This window comes from Thermodesulfobacteriota bacterium (assembly GCA_026415035.1).
In the GTDB taxonomy this organism is placed as follows: domain Bacteria; phylum Desulfobacterota; class BSN033; order BSN033; family UBA1163; genus RBG-16-49-23.
The window spans coordinates 46,563-60,025 of the sequence record JAOAHX010000015.1 but is presented as its reverse complement, the minus strand read 5'-3'; the positions used below and the strand labels follow the sequence as shown (position 1 = coordinate 60,025).

The window sequence follows — 13,463 nt, the reverse complement described above, 5'->3', positions numbered from 1 at the left end:
CGACGAACTTCGTCCCTCTTGGAGGGCCCCCACCCGATTCTCTTTACCTCTATATCATACCACGTTGGAGTGGCAGGATCAAACCTTTTTTATCCCCCTCTCTTAGGGTCCACCCTCCCTTTTACTTCCATCCGACCCTTCTCTAACTCTTCTTCCTGCTCCCTGTCCTCCTGGAGCAAAAGGGCCTGGAATTCTCCCACATGGGTCTTCTCTTCCCGGGCGATGTCAAGCAGGACCTTCTTAATCCTCTGATTTTTTGTCAGGGCGGCCATCTGTTCATAAAGGTTGATGGCGTCCAGTTCCGCGATAATGCCTGCCCTGAGGATCTCTTTGTCCAGATCGCCTCGGGATATTTTTTCAAGATCCACAGGTATTTTCGAAAGCATATCGGGTCCCTCCTTTTTTGTTTTTTTGCTGTGACTTTTAAGGACGAGGGTCAAAGGCCCTCCTCCTCTCTTTTCCGGACAGATCGATTATAAGGAGTGATTTAAAATATCTCAATATCTCAAGGAGATAAGGAAGAGGGGTTTGAGATCCGATCGAGAGGCGGCTTTGGCATTCAGAGGAGTCCCAAGGGAGTGAATTTTCAGTCAGATCGTTTTATATTATAGGCCGATATGATGATCCGGGTTGAGGAAGCCATCGAAAGGATCCTTTCTCATGTTCATCCCCTTGGGCTCGAAAAGGTCTCGATCCTGGAGGCCCTGGGCCGTGTGATCGCTGAGGATGCCGTCGCCCCCCGCGACCTCCCCCCTTATGACAATTCCGGGATGGATGGCTATGCGGTTCGATCCGTGGATGTTCAGAAGGCCTCGGAACAGAACCCGGTCTCTTTAATAATCATCGAGGATCTTCGGGCAGGGTTTTTTGCCAAAAACGCCCTTCAGGAGGGACAGGCCATTCGGATTATGACGGGAGCTCCTGTCCCCGCAGGGGCAGATGCGGTGGTTCCTGTGGAGGAGACGAGATCGGACGGAAGGTCGGTCTCCATCCGGAAGAGCGTTCGCCCTGGAGATTTCATCCGGAGGGCCGGAGAGGATGTTAAGCAGGGGGATCGCGTGATCACCCACGGGGAGGTCATCCGGCCCTCGGAAGTCGGGATGTTGGCCTCCATCGGGAAACCCTTTGTCCTGGTCTACCGGAGGCCGGTGGTCGCCATCCTCTGTACGGGAGAGGAGCTGGTCGATGTCGGGGAGCCTCTGGAAGGGGCCAAGATCGTCTCCAGCAATTCCTATACCCTGGCTGCTCAGGTGAAAGAGTGCGGGGCCGTCCCGATGCAGTTGGGAATCGCAAGAGATGATAAGGAGGAGATAAAGAGGAAACTGCTCCAGGGGCTTCAGGCGGACGTTTTTATCTCCTCTGCGGGCGTCTCCGTGGGCGATTATGATTTTGTCCGAGAGGCATTGAAGGAGTTGGGGGCGCAGCTGATCTTCTGGCGGGTAGCCATGAAGCCCGGAAAACCCGTGGCCTTCTGGCAATATGATGGAAAGCCCGTTTTCAGCCTTCCCGGAAATCCGGTTTCCTCCATGGTGACCTTTGAGCAGTTTGTCCGACCCGCCCTGCTCAAGATGATGGGCCACGGCCAGCTCTTTCGGCCTGTGATCGAAGCCATCCTTGCCGAAGAGATCCGGAAAGAACCCGGGAAGAGACATTTCATCCGAGGGGTGGTCTCTTACGGGCCGGAGGGATACTCTGTGAAAACCACGGGTCCTCAGGGCTCCGGAATATTGCGATCGATGGTACGGGCCAACGGGTTGATCATCCTTCCGGAAGATCGGGAGGGGGTCAAGGAAGGGGAGAGGGTGAAGGTGCAACTGCTTTACCCTCCGGAGTTCGTAGGATCGGGTCCGCTGAAATGAAACCTTTTTCATCCCCTGGTGTTCAAGCCTTCAACCTTCCAAGGATGCCCTCGGAACTCAATACGGGAGCCAACCGACCATGATTCCCATCATATCGATCGTAGGAAAGTCCGATAGCGGGAAGACGACCTTCATCGAGAAGCTCTTGCCCGAACTGGTGAAGAGGGGCTACCGGGTGGCCACCGTGAAACACGATGTCCACGGGTTTGAGGTGGACCGGGAGGGGAAGGATAGCTGGCGGCATAAGAAGGCGGGAGCCCATACGGTGGTGATCTCCTCTCCCCAAAAGGTTGCGCTCATCCGGGATGTGGAGAGGGATTTGACCCTGGACGAGATACGGGAAAAGTTCATCCAGGACGTCGATCTCATCCTCTCTGAGGGGTATAAGAAGGACGTCCAGCCCAAGATCGAGATCTTCCGGAAGGAGGTGCATCAGGAACTGCTCTGTACCAAAGAAGACAACCTGGTTGCCATCGTATCGAATCAGACCTTCGAGGTGGACGTGCCCTGTTTCTCCCTGGATGCTCCCGGAGAGGTGGCAGACTTCATCGAGAGGAAGTTTCTCAAACCGAAAAGGGAGGTGGAGATCACCTTGAAGGTGGATGGGAAGACGATCCCCTTGAAACCTTTCATCCGCGATTTCCTGACGGGATCGATCAAGGGAATGGTGAGGTCCCTTAAGGGGTGCGAAACCTTTAAAAAGATAGACATCCAGATCCTCGATCCCGTTTGACCCTCTGCCTCTATTCCATCACCCAGAAGGCCTCGTCCCGGAGAGCTATTTTGGCTTCCTGGCCCGAAGAGAGATTGAGATTTCGAAGGGCGTAATTCGGGATGGAGATTTCGAAAAGGACACAATGGCTCTTTTCCTGGAAGAAGATGACATGGTGCCTTCCTCGATCGGCGATGTCGAGGATCGCCCCCTCGAAGATATTCCTCTTTAAAGAATCTTTGACAGGCTTTCCCTCCCGGAGGATCATCACCTCCTCCGGCCGGATATAGAGGTCCACCTCTTTTCCCCTCTCCTTCCGTTTCGGGTCGGCCGCAGAAGGAGCGGAAAACCTCAGCCCTTGAATATCGAGCAAGGTCCTCCCCTGAGCCTCATCTCTGGAGAGGATTCTTCCCCTGTAAAGGTTCCGATGACCTAAAAACTCGGCCACCTTCCTCGTTCGGGGCCTGAGGAAGACGTCGTCCCTGCTGCCCACCTGCTCCACCTTCCCGTCCATGAAGACGGTGATCCTCTCGCCGAGCATATAGGCCTCCTCGAAATCGTGAGAGACACACAAAACGGTCGGCCGAAACGAGGCATGAAGGGCCTTCAGGAGATAGAGGATCTCGATCTTGATGGAGGGATCGAGGCCCGAAAGGGGCTCGTCGAGGAGGAGGAGCTTCGGCTGTGGAGCGAGGGCCCTGAGAAGGGCCACCCGTTTTTTCTCTCCGCCGCTGAGACGAGCCGGATACCGATCGAGAAGGCCTTCAACCCTCATCGCCCGGATCAGGGATTCCAGGTATTCTTCGTAATTTTTCGGCATGTGATTCCTCGCCCGGATCCCGTACAGGATATTCTCCCTCACGCTGAGATGGGGGAAAAGGGCCAGATCCTGAGGGACATACGAGATCTCTCTTCGCTCGGGAGGAAGCCTTTGGACCTCCTTCTGGCCGACCCAAATTTTCCCCCTTTCCGGCCGATGGAGGCCGATGATCGACTCGAGGATGAGGGTCTTGCCCGATCCCGTTGGGCCGAGGAGAAAGTGAAAGGACCCTTCCTCGATCGTGATGTCGAGGTCTTTCAGTTTAAAGGTGCCGACATCGATCGAAAGGGATTCGATCTTAATCATAACGGTACAGTTTTCCGGTCAGGCGAACCGCAAAGAGGGCGAGGAGGCCCAGGGAGACGAGGATCAGGATCAAGAGGATCGTCTTTTCGGTATTGGCCGTCGCCAGGGCCGTATAGATGGCGATGGGCATCGTTTCGGTCTTCAGCGGCATGGCCCCGGCCACCGTCACCGTCGCCCCAAATTCGCCCACCGCTTTGGCCCAGGAGAGGATGGTGGCGGCCAGCAGCCCCCTGAAGGAGAGGGGCAGCGTGATTCGATAGAAGGCCTCCCATGGCGAAGAGCCGAGGGATCGGGCCACGGCCTCGTACCTCGGGGAGATCTCATCCAGAGAGGCCTTCATCAACCGGGTCGCCAGCCCCGCGATTGTGGCGAACTGGGCCAGGAGGATTCCCGGGAATTCGAAGACGAAAGAGATGCCTTTAGACTGGAGGAACTCTCCCAAAGGCGTATTCAAAAAGATCAGAAGGGAGGCGCCCAGGGCGATGGGAGACATGATGATGGGAATTTCAAGGAAGGTATCGACGATCTGCTTCCCCCTGAACTGAAAACGGGAAAGGGCATAGGCCGAGGGAAGGCCGACCCCGATGGCCAGAAGCGTGGCCACGGTTGCAGCGATGAGGCTCAACCGGATGGAGAAGAGGGTCGAGGGTTGGAGGAGGGAGTCGAGGACACCTTTTGGGGTCACCGAAAAAACGAGGGAGACGAGAAGGGCAAGGTAGAAGGAGAAAATCCCAAGGGCAGCTCCGATCATCGTGTATCGAAAGGCCATCGGTCCTCCTCGATTTACCGCCAATCACCGCATCCCTTTCAGCCAATCCTGACCCACGACCAGTCGGGACTGGCCATTGAAAAGGGTTGGGGGATGGGGGCTTGGGATCGGTTACGGTCTCGTCCTCCATTGCTTTGGCAGCCGGTACTCCCCGCCCACGGGGGTGTCGGGTTTTGTGAAGCGGCGTGCCCCTTCGAGATCCATCAGATAGTGATGATTCCTGAATAGGGTTTTTCCCTCGGGCCCCAGGAGGAAGTCAATAAAGGTTTGGGCCAGAGGCTTGCTCCGGGTGAACTTAGAGATGGCGATGGGGAGATATCCGATCCTGGGGATCTCCTCGGGCCTTAGCAAAACCGTTTCGATCCGATCCGGGTCCCAGTGCTGAAAGACCTCCCAGCCCAGCACCGCATCCACCGCTTTGAGGGAGATGATATTGGCCGTTTTCTCGCAGCTTTCGGTATAGCTGACCAGATTCTTCCTCAGGGCCTCCTTTTCCGAGGGGGAAAGATTCCTTTCGATGATTTCGACGGCATAGGTGCCCACGCAGACCGACTCGGGGTTGGCGATGGCGAGACGAATTCCGGGGCGGGCAAGGTCCCTCAGTGACCGGATCGCTTTGGGGTTACCCCTCTGGACGTTGATCGCGGGGATCAGGTAGGCCACGACCCTCTCCGATTCAGAAAAGACAAGGCCCTCCCTTTTGGCCAGCTCCATGAAGTCCGAGGAGCCCGGGAAGAAGAGGTCGCCCTTTTTCGAGAGCTTCATCTGGGAGAGGACAAAACCGGACCCTCCATAGACGACCTCCACCCGGGTACCCGTTCTCTTTTGGAACGACCGGATGGCGCTATCGGTCGGGGGTTTGCTTGCGGCGCCGGCAAAGAGGAGCAGTTTTTCAGGAGAGGAGGCCTCTCCCACGACGACGAGGAAGGGCCATAGAAGGAGAGCGAAAAAAGGGGCCCGAAGCGGTCTTCGAAGAAGAGGGAAAATTCTCATACCTTCTGGAAATGGTCTTTGAAGACTTTCCGGAGGACTCGGTCGGCCTCTTTGCGGAACCTCCCGTATCGGTCCATCATCTTTTTCCCCTCAGGGGTGAGGCGGGAGCCCCCTCCTGCGATTCCCCCGGTCTTTCGTTCGAGAAGCGGGAAACCCAGGCGCTTCTCGAGGATGCCCATCAACCGCCAGGCCTTGTTGTAGGACATCCCCATGTCCAGGGCGGCCCGGTGGAGGGAACCGGTCTTCTCCACCCTCCGGAGGAGTTCGTAGGGGCCATCGCCGAAGGCCTTTCCGTGGCGATCGAGCCATAATTTATAACCGAGCTTCACGGGAGGGGGCCTCATCGTTATACTCCATCGTATATAATGGTGTTTAACCCAAGCAATCCCCTTCTGTCAATTTCGGGATGGGCAAGAGAAGGTTGAACGGAGGGGGGTTGTAAGATATGATTAATCGATGAAGAACCTCCCTCGATTCAGACCTTACGCGGTCCTCGGATTGGGCTTCCTATCGGTCTTCACCTTCCTTCTGATGCTCCGTTTGGGGGTCCTGGAGCCCAAGGGGAAAGGAGGGCCCTCGCTCTCCTTCACCCTTCCCTCCGGCCCGAACCGGGAGATCTGGATGCAGATCTTCCAGCACGACCGGAGGATCGGGTATGCCCACCGCCAATTTTTCGAGATGGCCGACGGGTTTCGGGTTCAGGAGACGGTTTCGCTCAGAATGAACATCCTTGGCCTGGTCCAAGACCTCCGGTTCAGGATGACGGGAGATCTAAATCACCGCCTCGGCCTTTCCGGCTTCGACTTTGAACTCCAATCCGGCCTCGTCCGGTTCAGGGCGAGGGGAGGGGTCCAGGGCCGGACCCTCGCCGTTTCCTGTGGGCCAACCGGTTCGGAGGAATACCTCCAAATCCCCCTCGACCGCGAGGTCCATCTCCCGGTCGGTCTTTTGGAATCGCTCAAGCCCGCGACGATGAGGGTCGGGGATCGGCGAAGCTTTGAGGTATTTGATCCCTTGACCCTTTCCCGAAGATCCGTCCGATTGACGGTGGTGGCCGAAGAGACGATCGAGGTGATGGATCGCCGGGAGAAGGCGAAGAAGGTTTCCGTCGACTGGATGGGTTCCCCGCAGGTGGCTTGGATTGGAGAAGACGGTTCAATCCTGAGAGAGGAAGGCTCCCTCGGCCTGAGGCTTGAGCGAACCACCCGGGAGGAAGCCATCCAAGGGGGAGGTCTTTCCCTCCCTTTAGATCTTGCGGAAGTGGCCTCGGTGCCGGTCAGCCGGGTTCTCCCGGAGCCCTCCTCCCTGAACCTTTTGAGGATCCGGTTGGAAGGGATTGAGGCCCCAAGGTTCTTCCTCCATGGAGGGAGGCAGGCGTTCCGAAATGGGATCTTGACCGTCCGGAGAGAAGACCTCCTCCGCCCCCCGCCGAACCAGGAGAGGGAGGGAGGGGGAGATCTCAAGGATTTCCTCAAGCCCTCTCCGTTTATCCAGTCCGATCATCCTGAGATTTTGGCCCAGGCAAGGGCGATCCTTTCGCAGGAGGATTCGGATCTGGAAAAGGGGAGAAAACTGGTCCTCTGGGTCCACCAGAATATCCGGAGGCAGCCCGTCTTCTCGATTCCCAATGCCCTCGAGACATTGCGAAAACGGGTCGGCGATTGCAACGAACATGCGGTCCTCTTGGCGGCACTGGCCAGGGCCGCCGGCCTCCCGGCAGAGGTCGAAGCGGGTCTGGTTTACCAAAACGGGAGATTCTATTATCACGCCTGGAATGTCCTCTATTTGGGAAGATGGGTCACCGCCGATGCCACCTTAAACCAACTTCCGGCGGACGTGACGCACCTACGATTTGTGCGGGGGGCGGCTCGACAGATCGACCTGGCCGGGATGATCGGAAAGATCCGACTGACGATCCTGGAGTGAGTGCGACTGGGGGGGAAATCTTCGGGAGGCCTTTGGGATGGGCGCCATCGAATTGAGAAACCTCACCAAGACCTTTGGAAATCGGATCGCCGTCAACCGAATCAATCTCACGGTCAAAGAGGGGGAGATTTTCGGGTTCATCGGTCCTAATGGGGCGGGCAAGACGACTACTTTAAAAATGATCAGCGGCATCCTCTCCCCCACCGAAGGGACCGTGATGATTGACGGCATCGACATGGCCAAAGAGCCGGAAAAGGCCAAACAGCGCCTCGGCTATATTCCGGATCGCCCCTTTCTTTATGAGAAGCTGACGGGGATGGAATTTTTGAGGTTCACGGCGGACCTCTACGGGCTCGAGGAGGATCGTTTCTGGGAGAGGGCCGAGATTTGGTTGGATATCTTCTCCCTGACCGATTGGCGCCACGAATTGATCGAATCCTATTCCCACGGGATGAAACAGCGATTGGTCTTTGCAGCCGCCCTTCTTCGCGAGCCGAAGGTGTTGATCATCGACGAGCCCATGGTCGGCCTGGACCCGGCCGGCATGAGATTGATCAAACGCCTTTTTGTGGACCTGGTTGAGAAGGGGACCACCCTTTTTCTCTCGACCCATCTTCTGTCCGTGGCCGAAGAACTCTGCCACCGGATCGGCGTCATCCACAGGGGAAACCTGATCTCCACGGGGACGATCGGAGAGCTGAAAGCATCGGCCCAGATCGAAGAAGGAGATCTCGAGAAGGTCTTCCTGATCCTGACCGAAGGGGAAGGCCTTTTATGAAGGAGATCTTCATCCTCTTGAGGCCGAGGCTCCTCTCCTTCAAACCTCGTAGGGGTTCTCCTCGGAGAGGGCTGAAGATGCTCTTCGGGGTTTTCGGCCTGTCTTTCTGGGGAGGCCTCTTCCTCCTTTTCTTCCGGGTCCTCCGTTATCTTCACGCGGTGGAGGGCTTCGGAGACCTCCTGGCCTTCAAGCTCCTTTCCATGATCCTCATCACCTTCTTTTTCCTCCTCCTCTTCAGCGCGGTCCTGGCCACCCTGAACCATCTCTATCTCTCGAAAGATCTCCCCCTCCTCCATTCGATGCCCGTCTTCAAAGAGACGCTCTACCTCTCCCGGTGGGTGGAATCGACCTTTGACAGTTCCTGGATGATTCTCGTTTACAGCCTGCCCGTCTTTATCGCCTATGGAGTGGTCTATGGGGGAGGAGCGGGTTATTACCTCGCGGTGGGACTCAACCTCATTCCCTTCTGCGCCATCGCCTCGAGCCTCAGCGCCCTATTGGTTTTGATCTCTGCCAAGGTCCTTCCAGCGGGTCGGCTCCGGAATCTCTTCCTCTTTTTCGGCCTGATGGCGGTCCTCCTCCTCGTGATCGTGTTCCGTTTGATCCGGCCAGAACAGTTCGTCAATCCAGAATCGTTTGCCACGCTCCTTCTCTATCTCAGGACCCTCGAGACTCCCTCCTCTCCCCTCCTCCCCACCACCTGGATGTGGGAGGCCGTCAGGGGAGCCCTGCTCGGTTCATGGGAGGAGGTCTGGTTCAACACCGCCCTCTCCTGGAGCTGCGCCCTCAGCGGGGTCTTCCTCTCGACCTGGATTGCAGGAAGCCTCTATTTTGGAGGGTTCTCAAAATCCCTGAGCGGCAGAGGAGGCTCTCCGACCTATCCCTCCCGGTTAGGGAGGGGAATGGCGATCCTCCTTCGGCCTCTTCCCCGTTCCGTCCGGGCCTTTGCTGAAAAGGAGGTGAAGACCTTCTTTCGAGATCAGTCCCAGTGGTCCCAGATCTTCCTGATCCTGGGGGTGATCGTGATCTACCTATATAACTTTTCGGTCCTCCCCCTGGAGAAGAGTTCGCTCCCCATCGACTCCCTCCGAAACGTCCTCGCTTTTTTAAATATGGGGTTGGCTGCCTTTGTCCTGAGCGCCATCTCCGTGAGGTTCGTCTTCCCCGCGGTCAGCCTCGAGAGAGAGGCCTTCTGGATCGTGAGGTCTTCCCCTCTCTCCATCCGCTCTTTTCTCTGGATCAAGGTGTGTGTCTACGGCGCTCCTCTCCTCTTTCTGGCCGAGGCCTTGATCGTTATAAGCAACCTCCTTCTTCAGGTGAACCCTCTGATGATGACCCTCTCGGTCATCACCCTCTTTCTGGTCGTTCCAGGGATTGTGGCGATGGGGGTCGGGCTGGGCGCCATGTATGCCGATTTTCAATCGGAGAGCCCTGCCCGATTCGCCACGAGCCTCGGGGGCCTGATCTTTATGACCCTCTGTAGCGGGTTCATCGCCGTTGTCATCGTCCTCGAGGCAGGGCCGGTGTGGCGGCTCCTCATGGCCGGCCTCGGCTGGGAGAGCCTCACCCTTGACCAGTGGGCGTGGATGGCTGGGTCCTTGGTCTGTGTCCTCGGACTCAGTGGGATGGCCACGTGGATTCCCATCCGAAAAGGAGAACGGAGGCTCCTCGAGGAGGGGATTAATCCCCGAGGGCCTTGAAGCTCTCGCCTTCTCGTGACCCCCTGTCCCCCTCCTGTCGAGGCAAGAGGAGGGGACGACCTCCCTCCCGAGAGCCATCTCATATAGACAGGGGCAGGAAGTTTCTGTTATATAGGGAAAAGAGAACTCCGAGCCGAGAGGAAGGGACGATGTTCCATATCGCTGATCCCAAGGATATCAAAGCCGGAAAGTACACGGACGTCTATTTTACCCGGACGATGGAGGTCCTCAAGGCGAAGAAGATCGATAAACGGGTCAAGGCGGAATTTATTGCCAAGCGCTTTCCCGAGGACTACAGTTGGGGCGTGCTGGCCGGGATCGAGGAGGCCGTCTATCTCCTCAAAGACCTTCCGATAAAAGTGAGGGCCATGAGAGAGGGGACGATCTTCAGGGCCTACGAGCCGGTGATGGAGATCGAGGGGATGTATACCGACTTCGGCCTCTATGAGACGTCCATCTTGGGGCTCCTCTGTCAGGCCTCTGGCGTTGCCACCAAGGCGGCCCGCTGCAAGAAGGCCGCCGGGGATCGGGGGGTCATCAGCTTCGGGGCCAGGCGCATCCATCCTGCCATCGCGCCGATGGTGGAACGGAATGCCTTCATCGGAGGTTGTGATGGCGTTGCCGTGGTCAAGGATGCGGAGTTGATCCACGAGGAGCCCTCCGGCACAATGCCCCATGCCCTGGTCCTCCTCTTCGGAGACACGGTGGAAGCGACCAAGGCCTTTGACGAGGTGATCGACCCCAAGGTGAAACGGGTGGCCCTGATCGACACCTTCAACGACGAGAAGGTCGAGGCCGTCCGGGTGGCAGAGGCCTTGGGAAAGAAACTATACGGCATCCGGCTCGACACGCCGAGTTCGAGGCGAGGGGATCTGCAGAAGATCATCGAAGAGATCCGTTGGGAACTCAACCTGAGAGGCCATGGCCATGTGAAGATCTTTGTCAGCGGAGGATTGGACGAAAAACGGATCTTGAGCCTCAATCCCGTGGTGGATGCCTACGGGGTGGGTACCTCGATTACCAATGCGCGGTCGATCGACCTGGCGATGGATATCGTGGAAATCGAAGGGAAACCCCTGGCCAAAAGGGGAAAGATGTCGGGTTCGAAGAGCGTCCTCCGCTGCACGAAATGCTACCAGGATAAGTTGGTCCCCTATCGACCTCCCTCGGAGGCTTCGGAAAGGGGCTCAGACCGGTGTGCCTGCGGAGGGCATTTCGAGGATCTCCTCCTCCCTTTGATCGACCATCACCGGATTCTTCAGGACTCTCCCGCACCTCAGGAGATCCGGAAATATGTCCTGGAACAGTTGCCCCATTTCGACCTTTAGGCGTCGTTCCTGCCTGGGGATATAGAATGAAAGAGGCGATGCTTTACCACTCCCTCGAGGAGGGGAAGGTCAAGTGCCACCTTTGCCATCATCGGTGTCTTATCCTCCCCTCGAAGAGGGGCCTCTGCGGGGTGAGAGAAAACAGGGGGGGGAAGCTCTACAGCCTTGTCTTCGAGCGGGTCATCTCGATGAATGTCGACCCGATCGAGAAGAAACCCCTTTTCCACTTTCAACCGGGCACAGCCACCTTCTCCATCGCCACGGTCGGATGCAACTTCCGGTGCCTTCAATGTCAGAACCACGAGATCTCGCAGATGCCCGTGGATCAGGAGAGGATCGAGGGGACGCCCGTTGCTCCCTCCCGGATCGTCTCCCTCGCCGAACAGCGAAGATGCCAATCCATCTCCTACACCTATACCGAACCCACCATCTATTTCGAATATGCCTACGAGACCGCCCTCCTTGCGGCCCAGAAGGGGTTTAAAAACATCTTCGTGACCAATGGCTACATGACCGAGGAGGCGTTGAAGGCCATCCGGCCTTACCTCCACGGGGCCAACGTCGATTTGAAGAGCTTTGAGGAGAAGTTCTACCGGGAGATCTGCGGGGCCAGACTCCAGCCGGTGCTGGAGACCCTGAAGTTGATGAAATCCCTCGGGATCTGGGTGGAGGTCACCACGCTGGTGATCCCTACGTTGAACGATTCGGAGAGGGAGTTCGAAGCCATTGCCCAGTTCATTCTCACCTTGGGACGGGAAACCCCTTGGCATATCTCAGCCTTCTATCCCACTTACCGGATGACCCGCCTTCCGAGGACTTCTGCGGAAACCCTCCACCGGGCCAGAGAGATCGGGTTGGCCGCTGGACTCTGGTATGTCTATTGCGGCAATATCCCTGGCAGAGGCGGCGAGGACACCTTCTGTCCGGGGTGCGGTCGAAAGATCATCGAACGCATCGGATTTAATGTGACCCGGTTGGAGATCCATCAGGGAAGGTGCCGGTACTGTCAAAGGGAGATCGAGGGGGTCTGGGATTAGGAAGAGGGAGGCAGAGAACCGATGAAGCCGGCCGACACGGACGGGACCCTCACCTTCAAGGAGATCACCCTGGAGACGGGCGAGATCGACTATCGCGGGAGGTCCTTAAAAGAGCTCCGAGAAAAGTTGGGGATCGACCTCAAAACGATCTCCGCTGAAACGAAGATCAACCCCAAAATTCTGGAAGCGATCGAGGCCGAAGACCTTTCGCGACTCCCTGCCCCGGTCTATCTCAAGGGATTTCTAAAGGCCTATGCCCGGTTCCTCCATTTGGACCCCCAGCGTTTGGTGGAGGGATATTTCCGGCTCTTCAAAGAGGAGAGGAAGAAATAGACGGGGGAGGGCGATCAGGGAGATTCGGCGATCAGCTCTTCCACTTTCGAGTCGATCTGCTGGCCGATGGCGCTATTGAAGCCGACGATCCTTTGGCGGATGACCCCCTTTCGGTCGATGAGGACGGTTGTGGGAAGCCCGGTCACCCGGTATTTTCGGGCTACCTCGTCGGGGGTCAGGATGATGGGGTAGGGGATCTCCATCGTCCTGACATATTTCCGCACCACCTCGATGTCCTCTGACCGGTCTTTGCTCATTCCGATCAATTCGAAGCCTTTCTCTTGGTAATTTCTGTAGAGACGAACCAGATGGGGGATCGATTCTCGACAAGGACCGCACCAGGTGGCCCAGAAATCGAGCAAGACCACCTTCCCCTTCAAGTCGGAGAGGGTGATCTGCTGACCGTTTAAAGTCCGGAGGGAAAAATTGGGGGCCTGATCCCGCTCCTCCGTCTTTTTGGCGCAGCAGGGGAGGAGGATGAGAACGCTCAGGGCAAAGGCGAAGGCAAGGGAAGTCTGCAAGAAAAGGCGTTTCAATGACATGCTTTGCTCCGAAGGGAGGGGTCCGGCTACAATGCCTTTTCGATCATGGCCTTCAGACGGGCCTTTGGAACCGAGCCCACGATCTGATCCAAAACTTTTCCTGCCTTGAAGAGGATGAGGGTGGGGATGCTTCTGACCCCGTACTGGGAGGGGGTGAGGGGGTTTTCATCCACATTGAGCTTGGTGACTTTGACACGGCCCGAATATTCTTGGGCCAGTTCATCGACGAGGGGGCTGATCGCCCGGCAGGGTCCGCACCAGCTCGCCCAGAAATCGACCAGGACGGGCAGGTCGGATTGCAGGACCTCGGCGGCGAAATTTTGGTCTGTCAGATGAAGAAGGAAGGTTTCCGTTGCCATG

15 protein-coding genes are annotated in these 13,463 nt (G+C 57.1%); 8 read left to right on the top strand and 7 right to left on the bottom strand.

Features of this window, described 5'->3' with window-relative positions:
- Positions 1-89: 89 nt before the first annotated feature.
- Complete coding sequence (locus N3G78_09890) at positions 90-386, bottom strand: rubrerythrin (protein ID MCX8118229.1); 297 nt, start codon at positions 384-386, stop codon at positions 90-92.
- A gap of 234 nt (positions 387-620) precedes the next feature.
- On the opposite strand from N3G78_09890, the gene N3G78_09885 reads away from it, so the two are divergent.
- Together N3G78_09885 and mobB are read left to right on the top strand one after the other, a co-directional pair.
- Entirely contained in the window at positions 621-1,859 is a 1,239-nt protein-coding gene (locus N3G78_09885; protein ID MCX8118228.1) for a molybdopterin molybdotransferase MoeA, read from the top strand.
- 79 nt (positions 1,860-1,938) lie between these two features.
- A complete protein-coding gene (gene mobB / locus N3G78_09880) occupies positions 1,939-2,592 on the top strand; it encodes a molybdopterin-guanine dinucleotide biosynthesis protein B (protein ID MCX8118227.1) in 654 nt (217 codons plus the stop codon).
- Between the two features lie 10 nt (positions 2,593-2,602).
- Here mobB and N3G78_09875 read toward each other — a convergent pair whose 3' ends face one another.
- The 4 genes from N3G78_09875 to N3G78_09860 form a co-directional block, all read right to left on the bottom strand.
- Complete coding sequence (locus N3G78_09875; GenBank protein MCX8118226.1) at positions 2,603-3,697, bottom strand: ABC transporter ATP-binding protein; 1,095 nt, start codon at positions 3,695-3,697, stop codon at positions 2,603-2,605.
- On the bottom strand, positions 3,690-4,466 hold the full coding sequence (locus N3G78_09870) for an ABC transporter permease (GenBank protein MCX8118225.1): 777 nt from the start codon (positions 4,464-4,466) through the stop codon (positions 3,690-3,692). The genes N3G78_09875 and N3G78_09870 overlap by 8 nt, the downstream gene beginning before the upstream one ends.
- 111 nt (positions 4,467-4,577) lie before the next feature.
- Positions 4,578-5,459: a substrate-binding domain-containing protein gene (locus tag N3G78_09865; GenBank protein ID MCX8118224.1), complete on the bottom strand. Its 882-nt coding sequence runs from the start codon at positions 5,457-5,459 to the stop codon at positions 4,578-4,580.
- On the bottom strand, positions 5,456-5,803 hold the full coding sequence (locus N3G78_09860) for a LysR family transcriptional regulator (GenBank protein MCX8118223.1): 348 nt from the start codon (positions 5,801-5,803) through the stop codon (positions 5,456-5,458). The genes N3G78_09865 and N3G78_09860 overlap by 4 nt, the downstream gene beginning before the upstream one ends.
- Positions 5,804-5,915: 112 nt before the next feature.
- On the opposite strand from N3G78_09860, the gene N3G78_09855 reads away from it, so the two are divergent.
- From N3G78_09855 to N3G78_09830, 6 genes are all read left to right on the top strand, one after another.
- Positions 5,916-7,385: a transglutaminase-like domain-containing protein gene (locus N3G78_09855; protein MCX8118222.1), complete on the top strand. Its 1,470-nt coding sequence runs from the start codon at positions 5,916-5,918 to the stop codon at positions 7,383-7,385.
- Between the two features lie 37 nt (positions 7,386-7,422).
- Positions 7,423-8,163 (top strand): ABC transporter ATP-binding protein, encoded by a 741-nt coding sequence (locus tag N3G78_09850; protein MCX8118221.1) that lies wholly within the window; start codon positions 7,423-7,425, stop codon positions 8,161-8,163.
- On the top strand, positions 8,160-9,863 hold the full coding sequence (locus tag N3G78_09845; protein MCX8118220.1) for a hypothetical protein: 1,704 nt from the start codon (positions 8,160-8,162) through the stop codon (positions 9,861-9,863). Before N3G78_09850 ends, N3G78_09845 begins: the two co-directional genes overlap by 4 nt.
- Positions 9,864-10,012: 149 nt before the next feature.
- A complete protein-coding gene (locus N3G78_09840; protein MCX8118219.1) occupies positions 10,013-11,191 on the top strand; it encodes a nicotinate phosphoribosyltransferase in 1,179 nt (392 codons plus the stop codon).
- Between the two features lie 38 nt (positions 11,192-11,229).
- Entirely contained in the window at positions 11,230-12,228 is a 999-nt protein-coding gene (amrS, locus tag N3G78_09835; protein MCX8118218.1) for an AmmeMemoRadiSam system radical SAM enzyme, read from the top strand.
- A 21-nt stretch (positions 12,229-12,249) separates the two neighbouring features.
- Positions 12,250-12,561, top strand: a complete 312-nt coding sequence (locus tag N3G78_09830) for a helix-turn-helix domain-containing protein (protein ID MCX8118217.1) — start codon at positions 12,250-12,252, stop codon at positions 12,559-12,561.
- Between the two features lie 14 nt (positions 12,562-12,575).
- Here the strand turns inward: N3G78_09830 and N3G78_09825 are convergent, their stop codons facing one another.
- Both N3G78_09825 and trxA read right to left on the bottom strand, forming a co-directional pair.
- Positions 12,576-13,103, bottom strand: a complete 528-nt coding sequence (locus tag N3G78_09825; protein ID MCX8118216.1) for a TlpA family protein disulfide reductase — start codon at positions 13,101-13,103, stop codon at positions 12,576-12,578.
- Positions 13,104-13,129: 26 nt separating this feature from the next.
- A complete protein-coding gene (gene trxA, locus N3G78_09820; GenBank protein MCX8118215.1) occupies positions 13,130-13,462 on the bottom strand; it encodes a thioredoxin in 333 nt (110 codons plus the stop codon).
- Between the last annotated feature and the right edge of the window lies 1 nt (position 13,463).

Coding starts and splice junctions, on each gene's coding strand:
- N3G78_09840 (MCX8118219.1), top strand. CDS start 10,013: ATGTTCCATATCGCTGATCCCAAGGATATCAAAGCCGGAAAGTACACG.
- N3G78_09855 (MCX8118222.1), top strand. CDS start 5,916: ATGAAGAACCTCCCTCGATTCAGACCTTACGCGGTCCTCGGATTGGGC.
- amrS (MCX8118218.1), top strand. CDS start 11,230: ATGCTTTACCACTCCCTCGAGGAGGGGAAGGTCAAGTGCCACCTTTGC.
- mobB (MCX8118227.1), top strand. CDS start 1,939: ATGATTCCCATCATATCGATCGTAGGAAAGTCCGATAGCGGGAAGACG.
- N3G78_09875 (MCX8118226.1), bottom strand. CDS start 3,697: ATGATTAAGATCGAATCCCTTTCGATCGATGTCGGCACCTTTAAACTG.
- N3G78_09850 (MCX8118221.1), top strand. CDS start 7,423: ATGGGCGCCATCGAATTGAGAAACCTCACCAAGACCTTTGGAAATCGG.
- N3G78_09845 (MCX8118220.1), top strand. CDS start 8,160: ATGAAGGAGATCTTCATCCTCTTGAGGCCGAGGCTCCTCTCCTTCAAA.
- N3G78_09870 (MCX8118225.1), bottom strand. CDS start 4,466: ATGGCCTTTCGATACACGATGATCGGAGCTGCCCTTGGGATTTTCTCC.
- N3G78_09890 (MCX8118229.1), bottom strand. CDS start 386: ATGCTTTCGAAAATACCTGTGGATCTTGAAAAAATATCCCGAGGCGAT.
- N3G78_09830 (MCX8118217.1), top strand. CDS start 12,250: ATGAAGCCGGCCGACACGGACGGGACCCTCACCTTCAAGGAGATCACC.
- N3G78_09885 (MCX8118228.1), top strand. CDS start 621: ATGATCCGGGTTGAGGAAGCCATCGAAAGGATCCTTTCTCATGTTCAT.
- N3G78_09825 (MCX8118216.1), bottom strand. CDS start 13,103: ATGTCATTGAAACGCCTTTTCTTGCAGACTTCCCTTGCCTTCGCCTTT.
- trxA (MCX8118215.1), bottom strand. CDS start 13,462: ATGGCAACGGAAACCTTCCTTCTTCATCTGACAGACCAAAATTTCGCC.
- N3G78_09860 (MCX8118223.1), bottom strand. CDS start 5,803: ATGAGGCCCCCTCCCGTGAAGCTCGGTTATAAATTATGGCTCGATCGC.
- N3G78_09865 (MCX8118224.1), bottom strand. CDS start 5,459: ATGAGAATTTTCCCTCTTCTTCGAAGACCGCTTCGGGCCCCTTTTTTC.